The organism is Novosphingobium sp. ZN18A2 (genome assembly GCF_036784765.1).
In the GTDB taxonomy this organism is placed as follows: Bacteria; Pseudomonadota; Alphaproteobacteria; order Sphingomonadales; family Sphingomonadaceae; genus Novosphingobium.
On sequence record NZ_CP136651.1, the window covers coordinates 2,987,716 to 3,004,043 of the forward strand.

General features: G+C 66.2%; 19 protein-coding genes. 9 read left to right on the forward strand and 10 right to left on the reverse strand.

Annotation, left to right across the window (positions count from 1 at the left end):
* Nucleotides 1–32: 32 nt before the first annotated feature.
* Nucleotides 33–782, reverse strand: coding sequence for a DUF4197 family protein (locus tag RXV95_RS14250; protein ID WP_338466694.1), 750 nt, complete (start codon nt 780–782; stop codon nt 33–35).
* Between the two features lie 198 nt (nt 783–980).
* Between RXV95_RS14250 and RXV95_RS14255 the strand changes: the two genes are divergently transcribed.
* Entirely contained in the window at nt 981–3,206 is a 2,226-nt protein-coding gene (locus RXV95_RS14255; RefSeq protein WP_338466695.1) for an acylase, read from the forward strand.
* Between the two features lie 66 nt (nt 3,207–3,272).
* On the opposite strand, the gene RXV95_RS14260 is transcribed toward RXV95_RS14255, so the two are convergent.
* Nucleotides 3,273–3,890 (reverse strand): hypothetical protein, encoded by a 618-nt coding sequence (locus RXV95_RS14260; RefSeq protein ID WP_338466696.1) that lies wholly within the window; start codon nt 3,888–3,890, stop codon nt 3,273–3,275.
* 273 nt (nt 3,891–4,163) lie between these two features.
* On the opposite strand from RXV95_RS14260, the gene RXV95_RS14265 reads away from it, so the two are divergent.
* Nucleotides 4,164–4,463: a hypothetical protein gene (locus RXV95_RS14265; protein WP_338466697.1), complete on the forward strand. Its 300-nt coding sequence runs from the start codon at nt 4,164–4,166 to the stop codon at nt 4,461–4,463.
* Between the two features lie 274 nt (nt 4,464–4,737).
* Here RXV95_RS14265 and gatB read toward each other — a convergent pair whose 3' ends face one another.
* The 5 genes from gatB to rpsU all read right to left on the reverse strand — a co-directional run bounded on the left by gatB (nt 4,738) and on the right by rpsU (nt 9,035).
* Nucleotides 4,738–6,234 (reverse strand): Asp-tRNA(Asn)/Glu-tRNA(Gln) amidotransferase subunit GatB, encoded by a 1,497-nt coding sequence (gene gatB / locus RXV95_RS14270; RefSeq protein WP_338466698.1) that lies wholly within the window; start codon nt 6,232–6,234, stop codon nt 4,738–4,740.
* A 1-nt stretch (nt 6,235) separates the two neighbouring features.
* Nucleotides 6,236–7,723: an Asp-tRNA(Asn)/Glu-tRNA(Gln) amidotransferase subunit GatA gene (gatA, locus tag RXV95_RS14275; RefSeq protein WP_338466699.1), complete on the reverse strand. Its 1,488-nt coding sequence runs from the start codon at nt 7,721–7,723 to the stop codon at nt 6,236–6,238.
* Between the two features lies 1 nt (nt 7,724).
* A complete protein-coding gene (gene gatC / locus RXV95_RS14280) occupies nt 7,725–8,027 on the reverse strand; it encodes an Asp-tRNA(Asn)/Glu-tRNA(Gln) amidotransferase subunit GatC (RefSeq protein WP_338466700.1) in 303 nt (100 codons plus the stop codon).
* Nucleotides 8,028–8,129: 102 nt separating this feature from the next.
* The gene (locus RXV95_RS14285) at nt 8,130–8,669 is read right to left on the reverse strand and encodes an FKBP-type peptidyl-prolyl cis-trans isomerase (protein WP_338466701.1); all 540 of its coding nucleotides are present in this window, start codon (nt 8,667–8,669) and stop codon (nt 8,130–8,132) included.
* A 159-nt stretch (nt 8,670–8,828) separates the two neighbouring features.
* Entirely contained in the window at nt 8,829–9,035 is a 207-nt protein-coding gene (rpsU, locus tag RXV95_RS14290) for a 30S ribosomal protein S21 (protein ID WP_067732879.1), read from the reverse strand.
* Between the two features lie 233 nt (nt 9,036–9,268).
* Here rpsU and crcB point away from each other — a divergent pair, with 233 nt between their 5' ends.
* Genes crcB through RXV95_RS14325 form a run of 7 tightly spaced genes read left to right on the forward strand, consistent with a single transcriptional unit; the run spans nt 9,269 to nt 13,842 of the window.
* Complete coding sequence (crcB, locus tag RXV95_RS14295) at nt 9,269–9,670, forward strand: fluoride efflux transporter CrcB (RefSeq protein WP_338466702.1); 402 nt, start codon at nt 9,269–9,271, stop codon at nt 9,668–9,670.
* A complete protein-coding gene (locus RXV95_RS14300) occupies nt 9,667–10,896 on the forward strand; it encodes an RluA family pseudouridine synthase (RefSeq protein WP_338466703.1) in 1,230 nt (409 codons plus the stop codon). The genes crcB and RXV95_RS14300 overlap by 4 nt, the downstream gene beginning before the upstream one ends.
* Nucleotides 10,896–11,513: an FMN-binding negative transcriptional regulator gene (locus RXV95_RS14305; RefSeq protein ID WP_338466704.1), complete on the forward strand. Its 618-nt coding sequence runs from the start codon at nt 10,896–10,898 to the stop codon at nt 11,511–11,513. The genes RXV95_RS14300 and RXV95_RS14305 overlap by 1 nt, the downstream gene beginning before the upstream one ends.
* Nucleotides 11,510–12,178 carry an HAD-IA family hydrolase gene (locus RXV95_RS14310; RefSeq protein ID WP_338466705.1) on the forward strand — a complete coding sequence of 223 codons (669 nt, stop codon included), beginning with the start codon at nt 11,510–11,512 and terminating at the stop codon, nt 12,176–12,178. Before RXV95_RS14305 ends, RXV95_RS14310 begins: the two co-directional genes overlap by 4 nt.
* Nucleotides 12,175–12,408 carry a hypothetical protein gene (locus RXV95_RS14315; protein ID WP_338466706.1) on the forward strand — a complete coding sequence of 78 codons (234 nt, stop codon included), beginning with the start codon at nt 12,175–12,177 and terminating at the stop codon, nt 12,406–12,408. The genes RXV95_RS14310 and RXV95_RS14315 overlap by 4 nt, the downstream gene beginning before the upstream one ends.
* Nucleotides 12,405–13,103, forward strand: coding sequence for an ATP12 family protein (locus RXV95_RS14320; protein ID WP_338466707.1), 699 nt, complete (start codon nt 12,405–12,407; stop codon nt 13,101–13,103). Before RXV95_RS14315 ends, RXV95_RS14320 begins: the two co-directional genes overlap by 4 nt.
* Before the next feature lie 10 nt (nt 13,104–13,113).
* Nucleotides 13,114–13,842 carry a hypothetical protein gene (locus RXV95_RS14325; RefSeq protein WP_338466708.1) on the forward strand — a complete coding sequence of 243 codons (729 nt, stop codon included), beginning with the start codon at nt 13,114–13,116 and terminating at the stop codon, nt 13,840–13,842.
* Nucleotides 13,843–13,945: 103 nt separating this feature from the next.
* Here the strand turns inward: RXV95_RS14325 and RXV95_RS14330 are convergent, their stop codons facing one another.
* The 3 genes from RXV95_RS14330 to RXV95_RS14340 all read right to left on the reverse strand — a co-directional run bounded on the left by RXV95_RS14330 (nt 13,946) and on the right by RXV95_RS14340 (nt 16,311).
* Nucleotides 13,946–14,419: an energy transducer TonB gene (locus RXV95_RS14330; protein WP_338466709.1), complete on the reverse strand. Its 474-nt coding sequence runs from the start codon at nt 14,417–14,419 to the stop codon at nt 13,946–13,948.
* 312 nt (nt 14,420–14,731) lie between these two features.
* Nucleotides 14,732–15,355 (reverse strand): ABC-type transport auxiliary lipoprotein family protein, encoded by a 624-nt coding sequence (locus RXV95_RS14335; protein ID WP_338466710.1) that lies wholly within the window; start codon nt 15,353–15,355, stop codon nt 14,732–14,734.
* 17 nt (nt 15,356–15,372) lie between these two features.
* Nucleotides 15,373–16,311, reverse strand: a complete 939-nt coding sequence (locus RXV95_RS14340) for an MlaD family protein (RefSeq protein WP_338466711.1) — start codon at nt 16,309–16,311, stop codon at nt 15,373–15,375.
* Between the last annotated feature and the right edge of the window lie 17 nt (nt 16,312–16,328).

Here is a 16,328-nt window from a genome sequence, read left to right on the forward strand (position 1 = left end):
CCAGCCGCATCCCCCGACCTGCAAGCGCGCCGTCAGCTCCCGCCAAGCACGCCTTTCAGCAGCGATCCGGCGGGGCCGACCGGGTCTGCGCGGAACTTCCGTTCTTCCGCGCCCATGTATTTGAAAATGCCGCTCATCGCCTGTTCGGTTACCGAATGGCCGAGCTTTTCATGCGTGAGCCCCGCCGCCGCGACGAGTCTGGAAGACCGGTTCAACTGGTCAAGCTGGCGATAGGCGCCCACGTCGCCCAGCGCGCTGTCGATCAGCGGGCGAACCTGCACGGCCAGCGTGTCGCCCGCGCTGCGCCGCAGGTATTGCGTGGCCCCGTCGCCTTCCTTCACGATTCCGGGAACGTCCGAGACGGTGAGCTTGTCGATCGCGGTTCGGAACACGGGCTTTGCCGCCTTCGCCGCATGGCCCGCGGCATCGTTTATGCGGCGCGTGATCCCGTCCGTTACGCCCAGCTTGTCACCGGCATCCAGCGCCTGGCCCAGCAGACCACCCAGTCCGCCACCGCCGCTTCCTCCAAGGCCGCCGCCCACCAGCGGCAGGAGGATGCGGATCGACTGGTCGTTATAGAACGCGCCGGGCTGCGAAAGCTTGTCCAGCGCGCTGTCGGACGCGCGGCCCAGCAACCCGGTAAGCCCGCCGCCCAGCGCCGAGCCGCCCAGACCACCAAGCCCGCCGAACTGCGCGCGCGCGGCAACAGGCAGGAAAAGGCCGCCCGCGCCAAGCGCCGCCAGCAGCGCCCGGCGCGCCATGCGGAAATCGGTATCATGCATTTCGGGCTCTCCCGCGTTGAAAAGTCTGGGAAATGAGAGTGTCGAGTCGGATGGTCCCACAGCCATGCCGGGCAATCAACGCCCGATGGTGCCGTATCGGGCTTTCGCGGCCGGGGTCGCACACGCGGTTGACACGGCAGGCGCGCGCGTCAGGATCGCGCGCATAACAGGCCGGGGTACCGGGGGGAGAAGCAAACGATGAAGCTGGCATTGCGCCGCGTTGGTGGGACTTTGCTGGCGCTTGTCCTGGCCGTGCTGTTCATCCTGCTGGTGTGGGAGCCTTTTGCCGCCCCTGCCGCCAAGGCCCCGCCACCCCGCCATTACAGCGCACAGATCACGCGGGACGAATTCGGCGTGCCGCATATCCACGGCGCGACCGACCCCGATGTTACCTTCGGCGTTGCCTATGCCCATGCCGAGGACGATTTCTCCACCCTGCAGGACGTGGTGGCGATGACGCGTGGCCGCTATGGCGCGATTGCGGGGGCGGACGGTGCGAAGATCGACTATGTCTTTCACCTGCTTGACGCGCGTGGCACGGTTGACCGGCATTACGCACAGTTTCCGGCAGACGTGCGCGCACTGCTCGATGGCTATGCCAGCGGCCTGAACCTTTATGCAAAGCGCCATCCGGGCGAGATAAAGCTGGCGCGGCTGTTCCCGGTGAACGGTCAGGACATCGCCGCCGGGTTCGCGCTGCGCCAGCCGTTCTTCTTCGGCCTCAACACCGCGATCGGCCCGCTGGTTGCCGGAAAGCCGCTGCCGCGCGAGCATGGCCCGGCAGAGGACGGCAAGCCCTGGCCCGACTATGCGCACGGCGGCGGCGATCAGGTCGATCTTCCCCCTCCAGCAAGCGGGGGAGGGACTGCGAAGGCCAGCCTCATGCCCACCGCGGAAGACGGTTCGAACGCCTTCGCGGTCGCGCCGTCGCGTTCGTCCGACGGGGTCACGCGGCTCGTCTCGAACTCTCACCAGCCGTGGCGCGGCGGCGTGGCGTGGTACGAACTGGTGATACGCAGCGATTCCGGCTGGCACTTTGCAGGCGCGACCTTCCCCGGATCGCCCTACCCCTTCCTCGGCCATAACGAGACGCTGGGCTGGACCAACACCGTCAACCGCCCCGACCTCACCGACGTCTACAGGCTGGTGCTCGACAAGGCGGGCACGCATTACCGCATGGATGGAAAGTGGCTGCCGCTGGAAAGCCGCCGCGTGCTGCTGCCGGTGCGCTTCGGCCCGCTGGTGATCCCGGTGTGGAAGACGGTGTATCGTTCGATCCACGGCCCCGTGATCGTGAATGCGAACGGTGCCTTCGCCGTGCGTTATGCGGGAATGGACCGGATCGACCAGCTCGACGAATATTACCGCCTTTCGAAAGCGACGACGTTCGACCGGTGGATGAAGGCGCTGGCCATGCAGGCGGTGCCTTCCACCAATTTCGTCTATGCCGACCGGGCAGGCAACATCGCCTATATCTACAACGCCGCGCTGCCCGCCCGCGAACACGGGCCGGACTGGCGCCACGTGCTGCCGGGAGACCGTTCGGACCTGATCTGGCACGGCCCCGTTTCGTGGGACAAGGTGCCGAAGATCGTCAATCCGAAGTCCGGCTTCCTGTTCAATTCCAACAACACACCGTGGGTCGCCGCCGGTCCGGGAAGCGAACTGGACCCGTCAGGGTTCTCGCCCGATCTGGGCATCGAATCCGACATGACCAACCGCGCCCGCCGCGCGGTGAAGCTGCTGGGCGCGACGAACCCGATCGGCCGCGACGAGCTTGAGCGGATCAAGTACGACGAAGGGTACGAACGCGCCGGGTACGTGAAGTGGACGCTGGACGCGATCGCCGGGCTGGACCTTGCGGGAGAACCGCGATTGCAGAAGGCGCAGGCGCTTCTGGCGAAGTGGGATCTTCATGCCGACGGACGCAACCCGGCGGACGCGCTGGCGGTGATGATCCTGAAAGACCCGATGGTCGCCAGCTACGAACTGGAACCGCCGCCCGACCCGAAGGCCCAGCTTGATTGGGCATCAAAGCACCTGATGAAATACTTCGGCCGGCTCGATCCGCCGCTGGGCGAGGTTCAGCGGCTGCGCCAGGGCAAGGTCGACCTGCCGATGGATGGCGGCGGAGACACGCTGCGCGCGGCGACAAGCTGGAATATCGACAAGGACGGACGGCTGGACGTGAAGCACGGCGACAGCTTCATCATGTTCATCTCCTGGCCGAAAGGCGCCGATGGAAGGCCCGGCCCGGTGCGTTCGGAATCGATCCAGCCCTATGGCGCGGCGACGACGCGGCCCGAATCGCCGCACTATGCCGACCAGGCGCCGCTGTTCGTGGCCCATCGCCTGAAACCGGTGCGCTTCACCCCCGCCGACATCGCCGCGCATGCCACCAGCCGCGAGACGATAGCGCAATAGCTCTGCCCAGATCCGCGCCCCGTCCCGGCGAATTGCAAACAGGCGGAGCGCGGAAACCGGGAACGGTCAGGCCGGCGTGCCGGGCAGCGGCACCTTTGCCGGCTTGCTTGCGGCGGCCGGAACCGGACCGCCGTCCTGCTTCACGGCGTCGCAATCGCCCGCGCTGGTGCGCGTCACCCTGGGTTTGGCGGACGCGCCGGTGGACGACCACTCAACCGTGCGGGTGCAGGCGTTGCTGCCGTTGCTGCTGGTCATCACCGTATATTGCCAGCTTCCGGCAGGGGTATTCGCACCGGACGTGGATTGCATTGCCGGGGCGCCAGAGGCTGCGGCCTGCTCCATCGCGGCCGCCTGCTGCATCATGGCCTGCGTCCGCGCGTCCATCATCGCCACAACGCGGTCGAGATTGGCGAAACCGGCATCGGCCAGCGGATCGCCGAACGCGGCGGGCATGAAGGGATCGAGGGCGACGACACCCTGCCCCGCGACGGCATTGGCCGGCATGGCGTTTACCGGAACGACTTCTATTTTCGGCGCGATCTTGCCCGCATATTCTATTTTCGCGACAGACCCGTCGGGCAGGTTCACATTCATCACGTGCATATCGCGGGTGGCGGCGAAGGCTGTGCCTGCAAGGCCGATGGTCGCGGCACCCGCAATGACGGCAGTACGAAGCTTGCGCATCGAACGTCCTCCTGATGTCCGTCCTGCACATTCCCCGGCGATATCAATAGCTAGCGTACCTGAATTTTTGCTGACCGGGATACCCGGCCTGTCTGCCGGGGCAAACATCTCGCCTCTGGCCTTACAGGCGCAAGGCGCTAGTCTGGCACCAAGGCCCGGCCATTGCCCGGCATCCGGAGAATCAGCTCCGGCAAATCGAACAAACGACTGTTGACAATGGTGTAGGTAACGACTGAAATCGTTACCGTTCTGAAGGAAGAGGAGAATCCCCCCATGTCCGTTTCCGGTACCTATGATTGCGTGACCAAGACCCCGATGGGCGACCAGACCAGCAAATTCACCGTCAATGCGGACGGCGGCACCTTCACCGGCCAGAACGCCGGGCAGATGGGATCGATGGACGTGGAGGACGGCAAGGTCGACGGCAACAAGCTGACCTGGAAGATGAACATGACGGTGCCGATGCCGATGACGCTCGACTGCGAAGCGACGATCGACGGCGATGCGCTGACCGGCTCCGTAAAGGCCGGCGCATTCGGCACCTTCCCGATGACGGGCACACGCGCGGGCTGATCCCTCGCCGGATCGCAGGAAAGAGGCCTCCGGGAGCGATCCCGGGGGCTTTTTTCATGGTCGAACTGGTGTTTTGGACGACCGCCTGCGCGTGCGGGGCATCGGCGCCGGCCGGCATGATGGGTGCAAAAGCTGCGGCGGCGCAAGTCTCGCTCCCCTCCCGCCTGCGGGAGGGGTTGGGGGTGGGCCGGTTCAACCGCCGCTATGTCGTCAATACCGGAACCCCCGCGTTCGGAAAGGACGCCGCAAGGGCGCCCCCCGAATGGGCGTCACATTACCCCAGCTTCTTCTTCAGCAGTTCGTTCACCACCTGCGGGTTGGCCTTGCCCTGCATGGCCTTCATCGTCTGGCCCACGAAGAAGCCGAACAGCGCCTGCTTGCCCGCCTTGTACTGCTCCACCTTGTCGGCATTGGCGGCAAGCACTTCGTCCACCTTGGCCTCGATCGCGCCGGTGTCCGATTCCTGCTTCAGCCCTTCACGCTCGACAATCGCTTCCGCGCCGTCGCCGGTCTCCAGCATCATTTCCAGCACCTGCTTGGCGATGGAGCCGGAAATCGTGCCCTTCGCCATCAGCGCCAGCAGTTCCGCACCGCCCGCGGGCGACACGGGCGAGGTCGAAAGATCCTTGCCCAGCTTGTTGAGCGCGCCGAACAGTTCGCTGGTCAGCCAGTTGGATGCCTGCTTGGCAACGTCCGCTTCGGGCTTGCCCGCCTTCGCGGCGGTTTCGGCCAGAAGCGCCTCGAACCAGTTCGCCGTTTCCACCTCTGCGGTCAGCACACCCGCGTTATAGGCCGAGAGGCCCAGCGCGTTTTCATAGCGGTGGCGCTTGGCGTCGGGCAGTTCGGGCAGGCTGGCGCGGCAATCTTCAAGGAACGCATCTTCCAGTTCCAGCGGCAGCAGGTCCGGATCGGGGAAATAGCGATAGTCGTGCGCGTCTTCCTTGCTGCGCATCGACCGCGTGGTGCCGGTGTCAGGATCGAACAGGCGCGTTTCCTGCACGATCTTGCCGCCGTTCTCCAGCACATCGACCTGGCGTTCCGCCTCGTGCTCGATCGCCTGCATGACGAAGCGCACGGAGTTGACGTTCTTGGTCTCGGTCCGCGTGCCGAATTCCTCGCCCGGACGGCGCACGGATACGTTCACGTCGGCGCGCATCGAGCCTTCTTCCATGTTGCCATCGCACGATCCGACATAGCGCAGCAGCGTGCGCAGCTTGCGCACATAGGCGCCCGCTTCGGCGGGGCTGCGCATATCGGGGCGACTGACGATTTCCATCAGCGCCACGCCGGAGCGGTTGAGATCGACATAGCTCATCGTCGGGTGCTGATCGTGCATCAGTTTGCCCGCGTCCTGCTCCACATGGATGCGTTCGACACCGATGGTCTTGGTCTCGGCGTCGGGGTCTTTCTCGTCCAGGCTGATCTCGATCGAGCCTTCACCCACCAGCGGGTGATAGAGCTGGCTGATCTGATAGCCCTGCGGCAGGTCCGCATAGAAATAGTTCTTGCGGTCGAACCGGCTCCACTTGTTGATCTGCGCGCCGATCGCCATGCCGGTGCGCACCGCCTGGCGGATGCACTCGCGGTTGGGCACGGGCAGCACTCCGGGCATCGCGGCATCGACAAGGCTGACCTGCGCGTTGGGCTCCGCCCCGAACGCGGTTGCCGCACCGGAAAACAGCTTTGACTGAGACGTGACCTGCGCATGGACTTCAAGGCCGATCACGACCTCCCATTCGCCCGTTGCGCCCTGAATGCGATAAGTGCTCATCCTACCACCACTTCTCCGGCTTCGCGGTGAAGCCCGCGCGCTGCTCAATCGCCAGCCCCGCGTTCAGTACGCCCTGTTCGTCGAACGGCTTGCCCACGATTTGCAGGCCCAGCGGCAGTCCTTCGCGGTTCAGCCCGGCGGGGACGCTCATCGCCGGAAGCCCGGCGAGGCTGGCGGGCACGGCGAACACGTCGTTCAGGTACATCGCCAGCGGATCGTCACTCTTGTCGCCCAGCGCGAAGGCGGCGCTTGGCGCTGTGGGAGCCAGAATCACGTCGCACTGGCCGAAGGCATCCTTGAAATCGCGGCTGATCAGCGTGCGGACCTTCTGCGCCTGCGTGTAATAGGCGTCATAGAAACCGGCCGAGAGCACATAAGTACCGATCAGGATGCGCCGCTTCACTTCCGCGCCGAAGCCCGCCTCGCGCGTGGCGGCATACATGTCCTGCAGGTTCGCGCCTTCGGGCAGGTCGCGCAGGCCATAGCGAACGCCGTCATAACGGGCGAGGTTGGAAGACGCCTCTGCCGGGGCGATGATGTAATAGGCGGGCAGCGCATACTTCGTGTGCGGCAGCGAGATATCGACGATTTCCGCGCCCGCATCCTTCAGCCACGCAACGCCGTCTTCCCAGCTTTTCGCGACGTCGGCATCCATCCCGTCCATGCGGTATTCGCGCGGGATGCCCACTTTCCTGCCCTTGAGATCGGCGGAAAGGCCCGCTTCCCATTCGGGCACCGGCATGTCCAGGCTGGTCGCGTCCTTGGGATCGAAGCCGGCCATCGCCTCCAGCATGATCGCGCAGTCGCGCGTGTCGCGCGCCATCGGCCCGGCCTGGTCGAGCGAGCTGGCAAAGGCGACGATGCCCCAGCGAGAGCAGCGGCCATAAGTCGGCTTGATCCCGGTTATGCCGGTGAAGGCGGCGGGCTGGCGGATCGAACCGCCGGTGTCCGTTCCGGTCGCCGCCGGGCAAAGCCGCGCGGCAACGGCGGTGGAACTGCCGCCCGACGAACCGCCGGGGGCCAGCGGCGCATTGCCGCCGTCGTTGCGCCGCCACGGGCTGACCACGTTGCCGAAATAGCTGGTCTCGTTCGAAGAGCCCATCGCGAACTGGTCAAGGTTCAGCTTGCCCAGCATACCCGCGCCCGCATCCCACAACTTCTGCGAAACGGTGCTTTCGTACTGCGGGGTAAAGCCTTCAAGGATGTGGCTGGCGGCGGTGGTCTGCACGCCGGCGGTGGCGAACAGGTCTTTCATGCCGATGGGCACGCCGCCCATCTTGCCCGGCGCTTCGCCCCTGGCGCGCTTCGCATCGACCGCCTTTGCCGCTTCCAGCGCCTTTTCCGGCGTGGCAACGATGAAGGCGTTCAGTGCCTCTTGCGCGGCGGCGACGTTCGCGTTGAACGCCTCTGCCACTTCCACGGCGGTAAAATCGCCGCCTGCAACACCGTCGCGGATCGCCGCGACGCCCAGTTCGGTAAGGTCGGTCATTCTATTCGATCACCTTGGGCACGCCGAAGAAGCCGTGTTCGGCGGCAGGAGCGTTGGCCAGCACCTTGTCGCGGATGCCGCCGCCGGTCAGCGGATCGGCATTCACCACATCTTCGCGCAGGCGCAGGTGGTTTTCGATAACGGCGGTCATCGGCTCGATGCCTTCGACATCGACTTCACCCAGTTGTTCCACCCAGGCGAGGATGTTGTTGAGTTCGGGCACCATCGCGCCCAGCTCGTCATCGGAAAGCTTGATGCGGGCCAGCGCGGCGATCTTTGCCACGGTGGCGGTATCGACGGACATGGTTGGACCTCTCGGCCTGAATTGCCTGAAGGCCCGCGCGCTAGCATCGCCGCCGCACACCTTCAAGCAAGGGAGAGCGCGACACCGGGGCCGCGCGCGAAATCAGTGCTTGGGCGAAGGCGGGCCGCCCGCGCCACCGGGACCGCCGGCGCTCTGCCCCATCTGCGCCTGCATCTGCTGCATGGCCTGAAGCTGCTGGGCGTTCATGAAATCGATCAGGTCGATATCGAACACCAGGTCGCTGTTGGCGGGGATCACCACCTTGCCCTGCCCGTCGCGCTTTTCATCCGCGCCATAGCCAAGGTTCGAAGGGATCTCCAACTTGTAGGAACCGCCCTTCTGCATCCGTTCGACGCCTTGCGTGAAACCGGGAATCATCTGCGAAAGCGGAAGCGCCACCTTTTCCCCCCGGTCGAACTCGCTGCCGTCCTTCAGGCGGCCGACATAGTTGACCAGAACGACGTCTTCCGCCGTCGGCGACGGGCCTTCACCGGCCTTCAGCGTTTCGACCACCAGGCCGTGATAGCGCGCGGCATAGGCGACACCGATCGCCAGAACGATCGCGACGATGATCCCGATCCAGATCTTGGTAACGCTGCCCTTGGCAACGGGCTGCAACGGGACGCGGGTGATCTCGGTCATGGGTTCCCCCGAAAGGATGTTCAGATGCCGGACGTGCAAAGGGCGCCGGCTTGGCCAGCGCCCTGATGGCCCAACCGGGCCTTTGCCACAAGCGGATTGAAAGCCGCAAGCGCAATTGGGGCAAGTGTGGATGGTCCCGCCGGGGCGGGACCGCACCGCTTACTTGACGCCGTCGCGCTCCATCCGCTTGCGCTCGAGCTTGCGGGCACGACGGACGGCCGCCGCCTTTTCACGCGCGCGCTTTTCGCTGGGCTTTTCGTAGTGACGGCGCAGCTTCATCTCGCGATAGACACCTTCGCGCTGGAGCTTCTTCTTGAGCGCACGAAGGGCCTGGTCGACGTTGTTGTCGCGAACGAGAATCTGCATAAACCGCTGTCACCTCAAATAAAAATCACGAAATGGCGCGGCTCCTGCCGGCAGCGCCCAATCCGCGTAGAAAAAACGAAAATCGGCCGAATCCAGAAGGACCAGCCCCGAAAACCGCCGGGCGGCTAGCACCACATAGCGGCAAATGCAAGGCGCAAGCGCCGTGCCTTCGCATTTCCTATAGCATTTCCGGGCATCTTTCGCAAACCGCGCGCGGCGGCTAAGGCGGGCGCATGGCAGCACCTTCTCCTTCCATCGCATCGCTTATCGTCGCACTTGGCGGCGGGCTTGGCGCGGCGGCACGCTATAACGTGGGCCGCTGGGTCGGGCATCTTACCGGCGTGAACGCGGTTTTCCCCTGGCCCACGCTGACGGTCAACGTCGTGGGCAGCCTTGTCATGGGTCTTTTGACCGGGTGGCTGGCGCGGCACGGCGATCCGGGCGAAACCTGGCGCCTGCTGATCGGCGTGGGCATGCTGGGCGGATTCACCACATTCTCGTCGTTCAGCCTGGAAATGGCCCTGCTGGTAGAGCGCGGGCTTCCGGCGATGGCCGCGCTTTATGCGGGCGTTTCGGTGCTGGCGGGGATTGCGGGACTGTTCCTTGGCCTGATCGTGATGCGGGTGGCGGGATGACGAAGCCCGGCAACCCTGATGAGGTCCGCCAGTTCACCGTCGCGCGCGACGATGACGGCATCCGGCTGGACCGCTGGTTCAAGCGCAACCTGCCGCAAGTGGGCTTTGCCACCGTATCGCGCTGGGCGCGCACCGGGCAGCTGCGCGTTGACGGGAAGCGCGCCGATCCGGCGGACCGGCTTGCCGAAGGGCAGGTGCTGCGGGTGCCGCCGGGGGGCAGCGCACCGCCCAGCGGCGGCAAGGCGCCGCGCCCGCGCCGCCAGTTGACCGAAGACGAGGTGGCCGAAGCCGAAGCGATGGTCTTGACCAAGGACCGCGCCGCCATCGTGCTCAACAAGCCGCCCGGCCTTGCCACCCAGGGCGGCAGCGGCACGAAGCACCATGTCGACGGCCTGCTGGATGCCTTCGCCGGAGAGGGAGAGCCGCGCCCGCGCCTGGTCCACCGGCTGGACAAGGATACCAGCGGTGTCCTGCTTATCGCGCGCACGCCGGGCAGCGCTGCGTTCTTTTCCAAACGCTTTTCGGGCCGGTCGGCACGCAAGATTTACTGGGCGCTGGTGGTCGGCGTGCCGGAAATCGACGACGGGCTGATAGACCTGCCGCTGGCCAAGCAGCCGGGCACCGGCGGCGAAAAGATGATGGTGGACGAAAGCGGCCAGGGACAGACCGCGCGCAGCCGCTATCGCGTGATCGACCGTGCGGGCAACCGCGCCGCCTGGGTGGAACTGCAACCGTTGACCGGCCGCACCCACCAGCTTCGCGTACATATGGCGGCGATCGGCCACCCCATCGTGGGCGACGGCAAGTATGGCGGACAGGGCGCGTTCCTGACCGGATCGATCAGCCGCAAGATGCACCTGCACGCCCGGCGCCTGCGGATCGAGCATCCCGAAGGCGACCATATCGACGTGACCGCCCCGCTTCCCGAACATTTCGCGGCCAGCATGGAGCAACTGGGCTTCGACGAGGCCGATGGCGACCTGCCGATAGAGCAGGTGCAGCAGGTTCCCGAAAAGGCCGCGAAGAAGCAGGCCGCCAAGGCGCACGCCAAGCAGTATCGCAAGGAACGGCGCGGCGAACGGCGCAAGCGCGTCACCTCTGCCCCGTCCGGACGCGCGGGGGCCGGGAAAAGCGGCGGCGGCAAACCCGGAACCGGCAAGCCCGGCGCACGCAAGGCGCCGCGCAAGCCTGGCCCGAAGCCGGGCGCTCCGAAAGGCAGGCGCTGATGCATCCCAATCCCGCTTTCCGCATAGAGGACCGCGCGCTGTTCGAAGCCATGATCGACGAGATCGGCTTCGGCATGCTGTTCCTGTCCACGCCAGACGGGCCGCGCGTCGCGCATACGCCGATGATCTCCACCCGCGACGGCGCGGTGCAGTTCCACATCGCGCGCGGCAATGCGCTGGCCAGGCACCTTGACGGCGCGACCGCGCTTGCCGTGCTGAACGGACCCGACGGCTATGTCTCGCCGCGCTGGTATGCGGAACCGGACCAGGTGCCGACGTGGAACTATGTCTCGCTTGAACTGGAAGGCCGCGTGCGGCGGATGGACCAGGACGGGCTGCACGGCCTGCTGGAAGCGTTGTCCGCCCGGTTCGAGGAGCACATCGCTGAAGGCGAACCGTGGACGATGGACAAGATGGACGAAGGCCGGCAACGCCAGCTCATGGCCGGGATCGTCGGGTTCGAGATGGAAATCCTTGCCTGGCGGCCAACCTTCAAGCTTTCGCAGAACAAGCCGGCGGACGAGCGTGAGCGCGTGGCGCAGGGGCTGGAAAGCGAAGGCTCGCTCGCCATCGCGCAGATGATGCGCACGCTGGTCGGCACAGGACCGGTATCGTGAGCGCGCCGCTGCGCCTTGCCCTGTTCGATTGCGACGGCACGCTGGTCGACAGCCAGGCCGATATCTGCGCGTCGATGGACGAGGCCTTCGCGCTGGCGGGGCTTGCCCCGCCCGATGCGCATGCCACGCGCCGCGTGGCCGGCCTGTCGCTGACCGAAGCGATGCGCCGCCTGCACCCCGAGGGCGAGGCCGATGCGCACGCGCTGCTGGCCGCGCATTATCGCGACGCCTTCCGCACCCGGCGCGAGGCGGGAATGCTGGCAGAGCCGCTGTACGAAGGCATCGCCGCGCTGGTGGAGGAACTGGCCGCGAAGGACTGGCTGCTGGGCGTCGCCACCGGCAAATCGGATCGCGGGCTGGCGCACGTGCTGGCGAACCACGGCCTTACCGGCCATTTCGTCACGCTCCAGACGGCAGACCGGCATCCGTCGAAGCCGCACCCCTCGATGATAGAGGCCGCGCTGGATGCAACGGGCGCCGACCGCGCGCTGACCGCGATGATCGGCGACACCGCCTATGACATGGAGATGGCGCGGAACGCGGGCGTTCGCGCCTTCGGCGTCGCCTGGGGTTATCACGACCCGCACGAACTGGAAGAAGCCGGGGCAGAGGCCGTCGCCCATTCGGTGCCGGACCTTCGCGCGCTGCTGGAGGGAATGGAATGAACGCCGCCCCCGACCCCGATCCCGCAATCGCGCGCTTCGCGATCCTGCAGGCCATGCGCCTTTCGGGCGCGCTGCTGGTGCTGCTGGGCGCGGTCACGCTTTCGCGGCGGTTCGCGGCGCTCAACACCATTCCCGACACGGCCGCCTATGCGATCATGGCCGTGGGGCTGGTGGATTTCTTCGTCGTCCCGCTGCTGCTCGCCCGCCGGTGGAGGAGCCCGCGCCGATGAAGCGGTTCTGGAAAGAGGCCGCGCCGGTCGCGGCGGAAGGCGGCTGGCAGGTCGCGCTCGACGGGCGCGGGGTGAAGACGCAGGGCGGCAAACCGCAAGTCGTCCCCACGCGCGCACTTGCCGATGCGCTTGCCGCCGAATGGACGGGACAAGGCGAAGAGGTCGATCCCGGCGCCTTCGTAATGCGCGACATGGCCGATTATGCGATCGACGTTGTGATGGCGGACCGCGCGGCGGCGGTTGCCGCGCTGCTGCCCTATGGCGATACCGATACGCTGCTTTACCGCGCAGACCCGGACGAAGCGCTGCACCGCCGCCAGCACGCCGAGTGGGAACCGCTCGTCACCGCCGCAGAGGCGCAACACGGCGTCACCTTCATCCGCGTGTCCGGTATAATCCACCGCGCCCAGCCCGACGCAACGACCGCGCAGATCCGCGCGCAACTGGAAACGCTGGATCCCTTCACCCTTGCCGCGCTGCGCACGCTGGCGGGAATTTCCGCCTCCCTGATCGTGGGGCTGGCCGCGCTGGCGCCCGATGCAGACGCAGGTGCGCTGTTCGATACCGCGCACCTTGAAGAGGCCTGGCAGGCCGAACTGTGGGGCAAGGATGCAGAGGCCGAAGCACGCAATGCCGCGCGGCGCGCCGCATTCGAGACCGCCGCGCGCTTTGCCGGGCTGGCGCGGAACGCGTGACGAGCGCGGCTTGAAGATCGTCTTCAGCCGCAAGGGGTTCGACAGCACGGCGGGCCGCGCCCCTTCCCCCATAGAGCGGGGCCGCGCGATCTCGCTTCCAATTCCGGCGGCGGACCGTTCGGCCACCCGCTATCGCGACATCGGCCACGGCAAGCGGGTGGAAGCGGCAACGCGCGGGCGCATCCGGCGCGGCGCGTTGTGCCATGACGATCCGATGTTCGCCGATGGCCGGTGCTGGTTCGGCCAGTGCGGCGCGGCGCAGGGGCACCTTGAAAAACAGGGCGTGCGCGCGGGCGACGTTTTCGTGTTCTTCGGCCTGTTCGCCGATCCCGAAAGCGGTGAGCGGCACCACCGGATATTCGGCTGGATGAAGGCCGCCTGCACCGGCACGCCGGGCACGGTAGAGCAATCGCCGGAATGGAACGCACCCCCGCGCCCACACCCGCACCTTTCGGGTGAATGGCCCAACCCCAACACGATCTGGCACGGCCCCGGCAACGCCGACGCCCCTGCACACGACGCGCTGCGGCTTACCGTTCCCGGCGGCCCGCTCAACCTGTGGCGCGTGCCGTCATGGCTGCGCGAATGCGGGCTGAGCTATCACGCGAAGCCGCAACGCTGGGTGGGCGACGGCCTGCTCGACAGCGCGAAACGCGGGCAGGAATTCGTGTGCGATACCGGAGAGCGCGAAGACGCGCGCAACTGGCTGGCGCGGGTGATCGACCTGATCGAAGGCTGACGCCAACCTCCACCATGCCCGGCAGGCTAGCCCCTGCCGGTCCGGGCCGGCCCGGCCGACCGACGCCCGTTCTGCCGCAGAAGCAAAACGGGCGCGTATCGGCCTAGGCGGCGGCAGCAGGCATGACCGTCAGGGCCACCTGGTCGGATTGAAGCGATGCCCCTGCTTCACGGGCCAGCCGCGTGCGCGTGCTTTGATCCAGCCCGAACACGACTGTCGCGCGAACGGTTGGCGAAACACCTGCGGGCAAGGGCGCCATGTTCCTTATGCCTTCCACGGCTGCCAGCGCCGCGCGATCGAGCCGCGAGCTTCCGGTCGACCGTGTCAGCATGACAGCGGCCGGCGCACCATCCGCGCCAACCCGGAAGCTGATCTGGGCATATCCTTCCCGGGCACCCTGGAAGCCGTAATACATCGGATAGGTCAGTTTCCTGTCCAGCGCGTGGGAGACATCCGTCGCCCAGTTCTGCACGTTCGCCCGGTTTCCTTCGATTTCGATGGGCGAACCGCTTTGCGCGGCCACCGCGCCGGGCGCGATCAGGATGGCGGCACCTGCCGCCAGGAGTGCGTATCTCATCGAGACATCCTTCCCATATTTTTTCTGTTCATTCGTTTTTGGCGGTCGCACCAGCGGATGCCGCAAATTGCGCGCAAGTTCCGATGGTGCGACCGAAGCAGGATGGCGTGTGTTCTGCGGACCACGCGCTTTCCTGAAACGAAACCGAGCAGGAAACGCCATCCAAGTCAACGATTGCGCAAGCGCCGCCCGGTCAAGCCCCCGGTCGCCCGACGAAAAAATCGGTCCTATTCGGATGCAATGTCAGCTGTCGCACGCCGCGCCGCGCAAATCCTGCCGTTTGCGCTTGTCAGACACCCGCGCAGAAGGCGGTCATCCCACCCAGTCGGCAACCTCTCCGGCAACCTTGTTGGCCGCTTCGTTGAGAGCGGCGGCGACAGGTTCCGCTTCGGCGGAGACGCCGGGAACCACGTCTTCGAACCGGCGGGTGGAAACCGCACCGTCGCGGCCGGTCTTCACCGCTTCGAACCGCACCACGACCGACTGGCTGGGCGCATCATAGCCCATGTCGAGCAGGCGCCCGCCAAGCTGGGTCTGCGCGGTGCCGATATCGCCTTCCAGCACAAGGTGCCCGCCCCTGGCGCGCAGCGTTTCGGTCAGCAGGTGCTGGAACAGCCGCGTCGGGCGCTCGATCCAGGTCGCATCCTTCAGGTAGGCGACCGTCGTGGCGTTCACCTGCACCGGCACGCGGGTAACGGCCAGCTTCTGGTCGGCGGCCGGTTCAAGAACCGCGATCGCCGTGTCGTATTGGCCGGTGCTGGTGGCGCCGGCCTTGACCTGCGCGGTGGGCGTCAGGTCAAGCAGCGCCCTGGGCGGCTTGCCCGCACCGATGCTGACGCAGCCTGAAAGGGCGAGCACGGCCAGCGGCGCCGCAAGAACGAGCGGCCTGATGGCCAGCCCGGTCACGGCATTCCTTGCAAGGGCGATCTTCGTCACGGCAGTTTTCGTAACATTCATGGTTTGTAGTCCGGCAGCTTTGGACCCCCGACCACAGAGCCCATGCCCTGGTCGCTGATCTTGTCGGTCAGGTTGCGTAGCGCCTTGCTCGTCTCGCGAAGTTCGCGGATCGCGGCTTCGGCTTCAGGCAAGGTGCGCTGGTTGATCTGCTTCGCGGCGGGCTGCGTGCTGTCCAGCGTCTTCTGCAGCGAATCCGCCGCGCCCTTCGCGGACTTCAGCGTTTCGCCAAGCTGCTTTGCCAGCGTTTCGCCCTGCCCGTTGATCAACGTATCGGTCGAATCGGCAACCTTCTGAAAGCTCGCCAGCGTTTCGTTGGCCTGGCGCAGCGTCGCCTGCAGTTCGGCCAGCGTGCGCTTCATGTCGGGCGCGGAATCGGCCAGCGTCTTCGTCATCCGGTCGGTATTGGCCAGGATTCCGGCGATGGAGTGCTGGTTCTTGTCGGACAGCACCTGCGTCAGGCGTTCGGTCAGCGTGGCCAGCCGTTCCAGCAGCAGCGGCGCGTTCGCCAGGATCGCGCCAAGGCCGCCCGGTTTGGTGGGGATGACCGGCACGCCTTCCGGCCCCGGCTCCGTGATCGGCGGTGCGCCGCGCACGGCGCCGTCAAGCTGCACCGTCGAAACCCCGGTAAAGCTGCCTTGCAGCGTTGCGGTGGTGCCTTCCAGGATCGGGATCTTGTCATCGATCTTGATGCGCACACGCACGAATTCCGGGTCCTTGGTCCACAATTCGATATCGCTTACCTGCCCGGCGGGAACGCCCGCGAAAGACACCTGCGAACCCTTGGCAAGCCCGTCCACCGATTGCTTGAAGAAGATGTCATAGGCGTTCTGGTCGCCCTGGTTGATGCGCGCAATCCAGATAATGCCGGCGGCAAGCGCCGCGAGCAGGGCAAGGGTCACAGCACCGACCCAGATGTAATTTGCCCGCGTTTCCATGCCTAGAGCTTGCCCCT

Bases quoted from the DNA above. Each gene is read 5' to 3' on its own strand.
- RXV95_RS14250 (WP_338466694.1), bottom strand. From the start codon at position 782: ATGCATGATACCGATTTCCGCATGGCGCGCCGGGCGCTGCTGGCGGCG.
- RXV95_RS14255 (WP_338466695.1), top strand. From the start codon at position 981: ATGAAGCTGGCATTGCGCCGCGTTGGTGGGACTTTGCTGGCGCTTGTC.
- RXV95_RS14260 (WP_338466696.1), bottom strand. From the start codon at position 3,890: ATGCGCAAGCTTCGTACTGCCGTCATTGCGGGTGCCGCGACCATCGGC.
- RXV95_RS14265 (WP_338466697.1), top strand. From the start codon at position 4,164: ATGTCCGTTTCCGGTACCTATGATTGCGTGACCAAGACCCCGATGGGC.
- gatB (WP_338466698.1), bottom strand. From the start codon at position 6,234: ATGAGCACTTATCGCATTCAGGGCGCAACGGGCGAATGGGAGGTCGTG.
- gatA (WP_338466699.1), bottom strand. From the start codon at position 7,723: ATGACCGACCTTACCGAACTGGGCGTCGCGGCGATCCGCGACGGTGTT.
- gatC (WP_338466700.1), bottom strand. From the start codon at position 8,027: ATGTCCGTCGATACCGCCACCGTGGCAAAGATCGCCGCGCTGGCCCGC.
- RXV95_RS14285 (WP_338466701.1), bottom strand. From the start codon at position 8,669: ATGACCGAGATCACCCGCGTCCCGTTGCAGCCCGTTGCCAAGGGCAGC.
- rpsU (WP_067732879.1), bottom strand. From the start codon at position 9,035: ATGCAGATTCTCGTTCGCGACAACAACGTCGACCAGGCCCTTCGTGCG.
- crcB (WP_338466702.1), top strand. From the start codon at position 9,269: ATGGCAGCACCTTCTCCTTCCATCGCATCGCTTATCGTCGCACTTGGC.
- RXV95_RS14300 (WP_338466703.1), top strand. From the start codon at position 9,667: ATGACGAAGCCCGGCAACCCTGATGAGGTCCGCCAGTTCACCGTCGCG.
- RXV95_RS14305 (WP_338466704.1), top strand. From the start codon at position 10,896: ATGCATCCCAATCCCGCTTTCCGCATAGAGGACCGCGCGCTGTTCGAA.
- RXV95_RS14315 (WP_338466706.1), top strand. From the start codon at position 12,175: ATGAACGCCGCCCCCGACCCCGATCCCGCAATCGCGCGCTTCGCGATC.
- RXV95_RS14320 (WP_338466707.1), top strand. From the start codon at position 12,405: ATGAAGCGGTTCTGGAAAGAGGCCGCGCCGGTCGCGGCGGAAGGCGGC.
- RXV95_RS14330 (WP_338466709.1), bottom strand. From the start codon at position 14,419: ATGAGATACGCACTCCTGGCGGCAGGTGCCGCCATCCTGATCGCGCCC.
- RXV95_RS14340 (WP_338466711.1), bottom strand. From the start codon at position 16,311: ATGGAAACGCGGGCAAATTACATCTGGGTCGGTGCTGTGACCCTTGCC.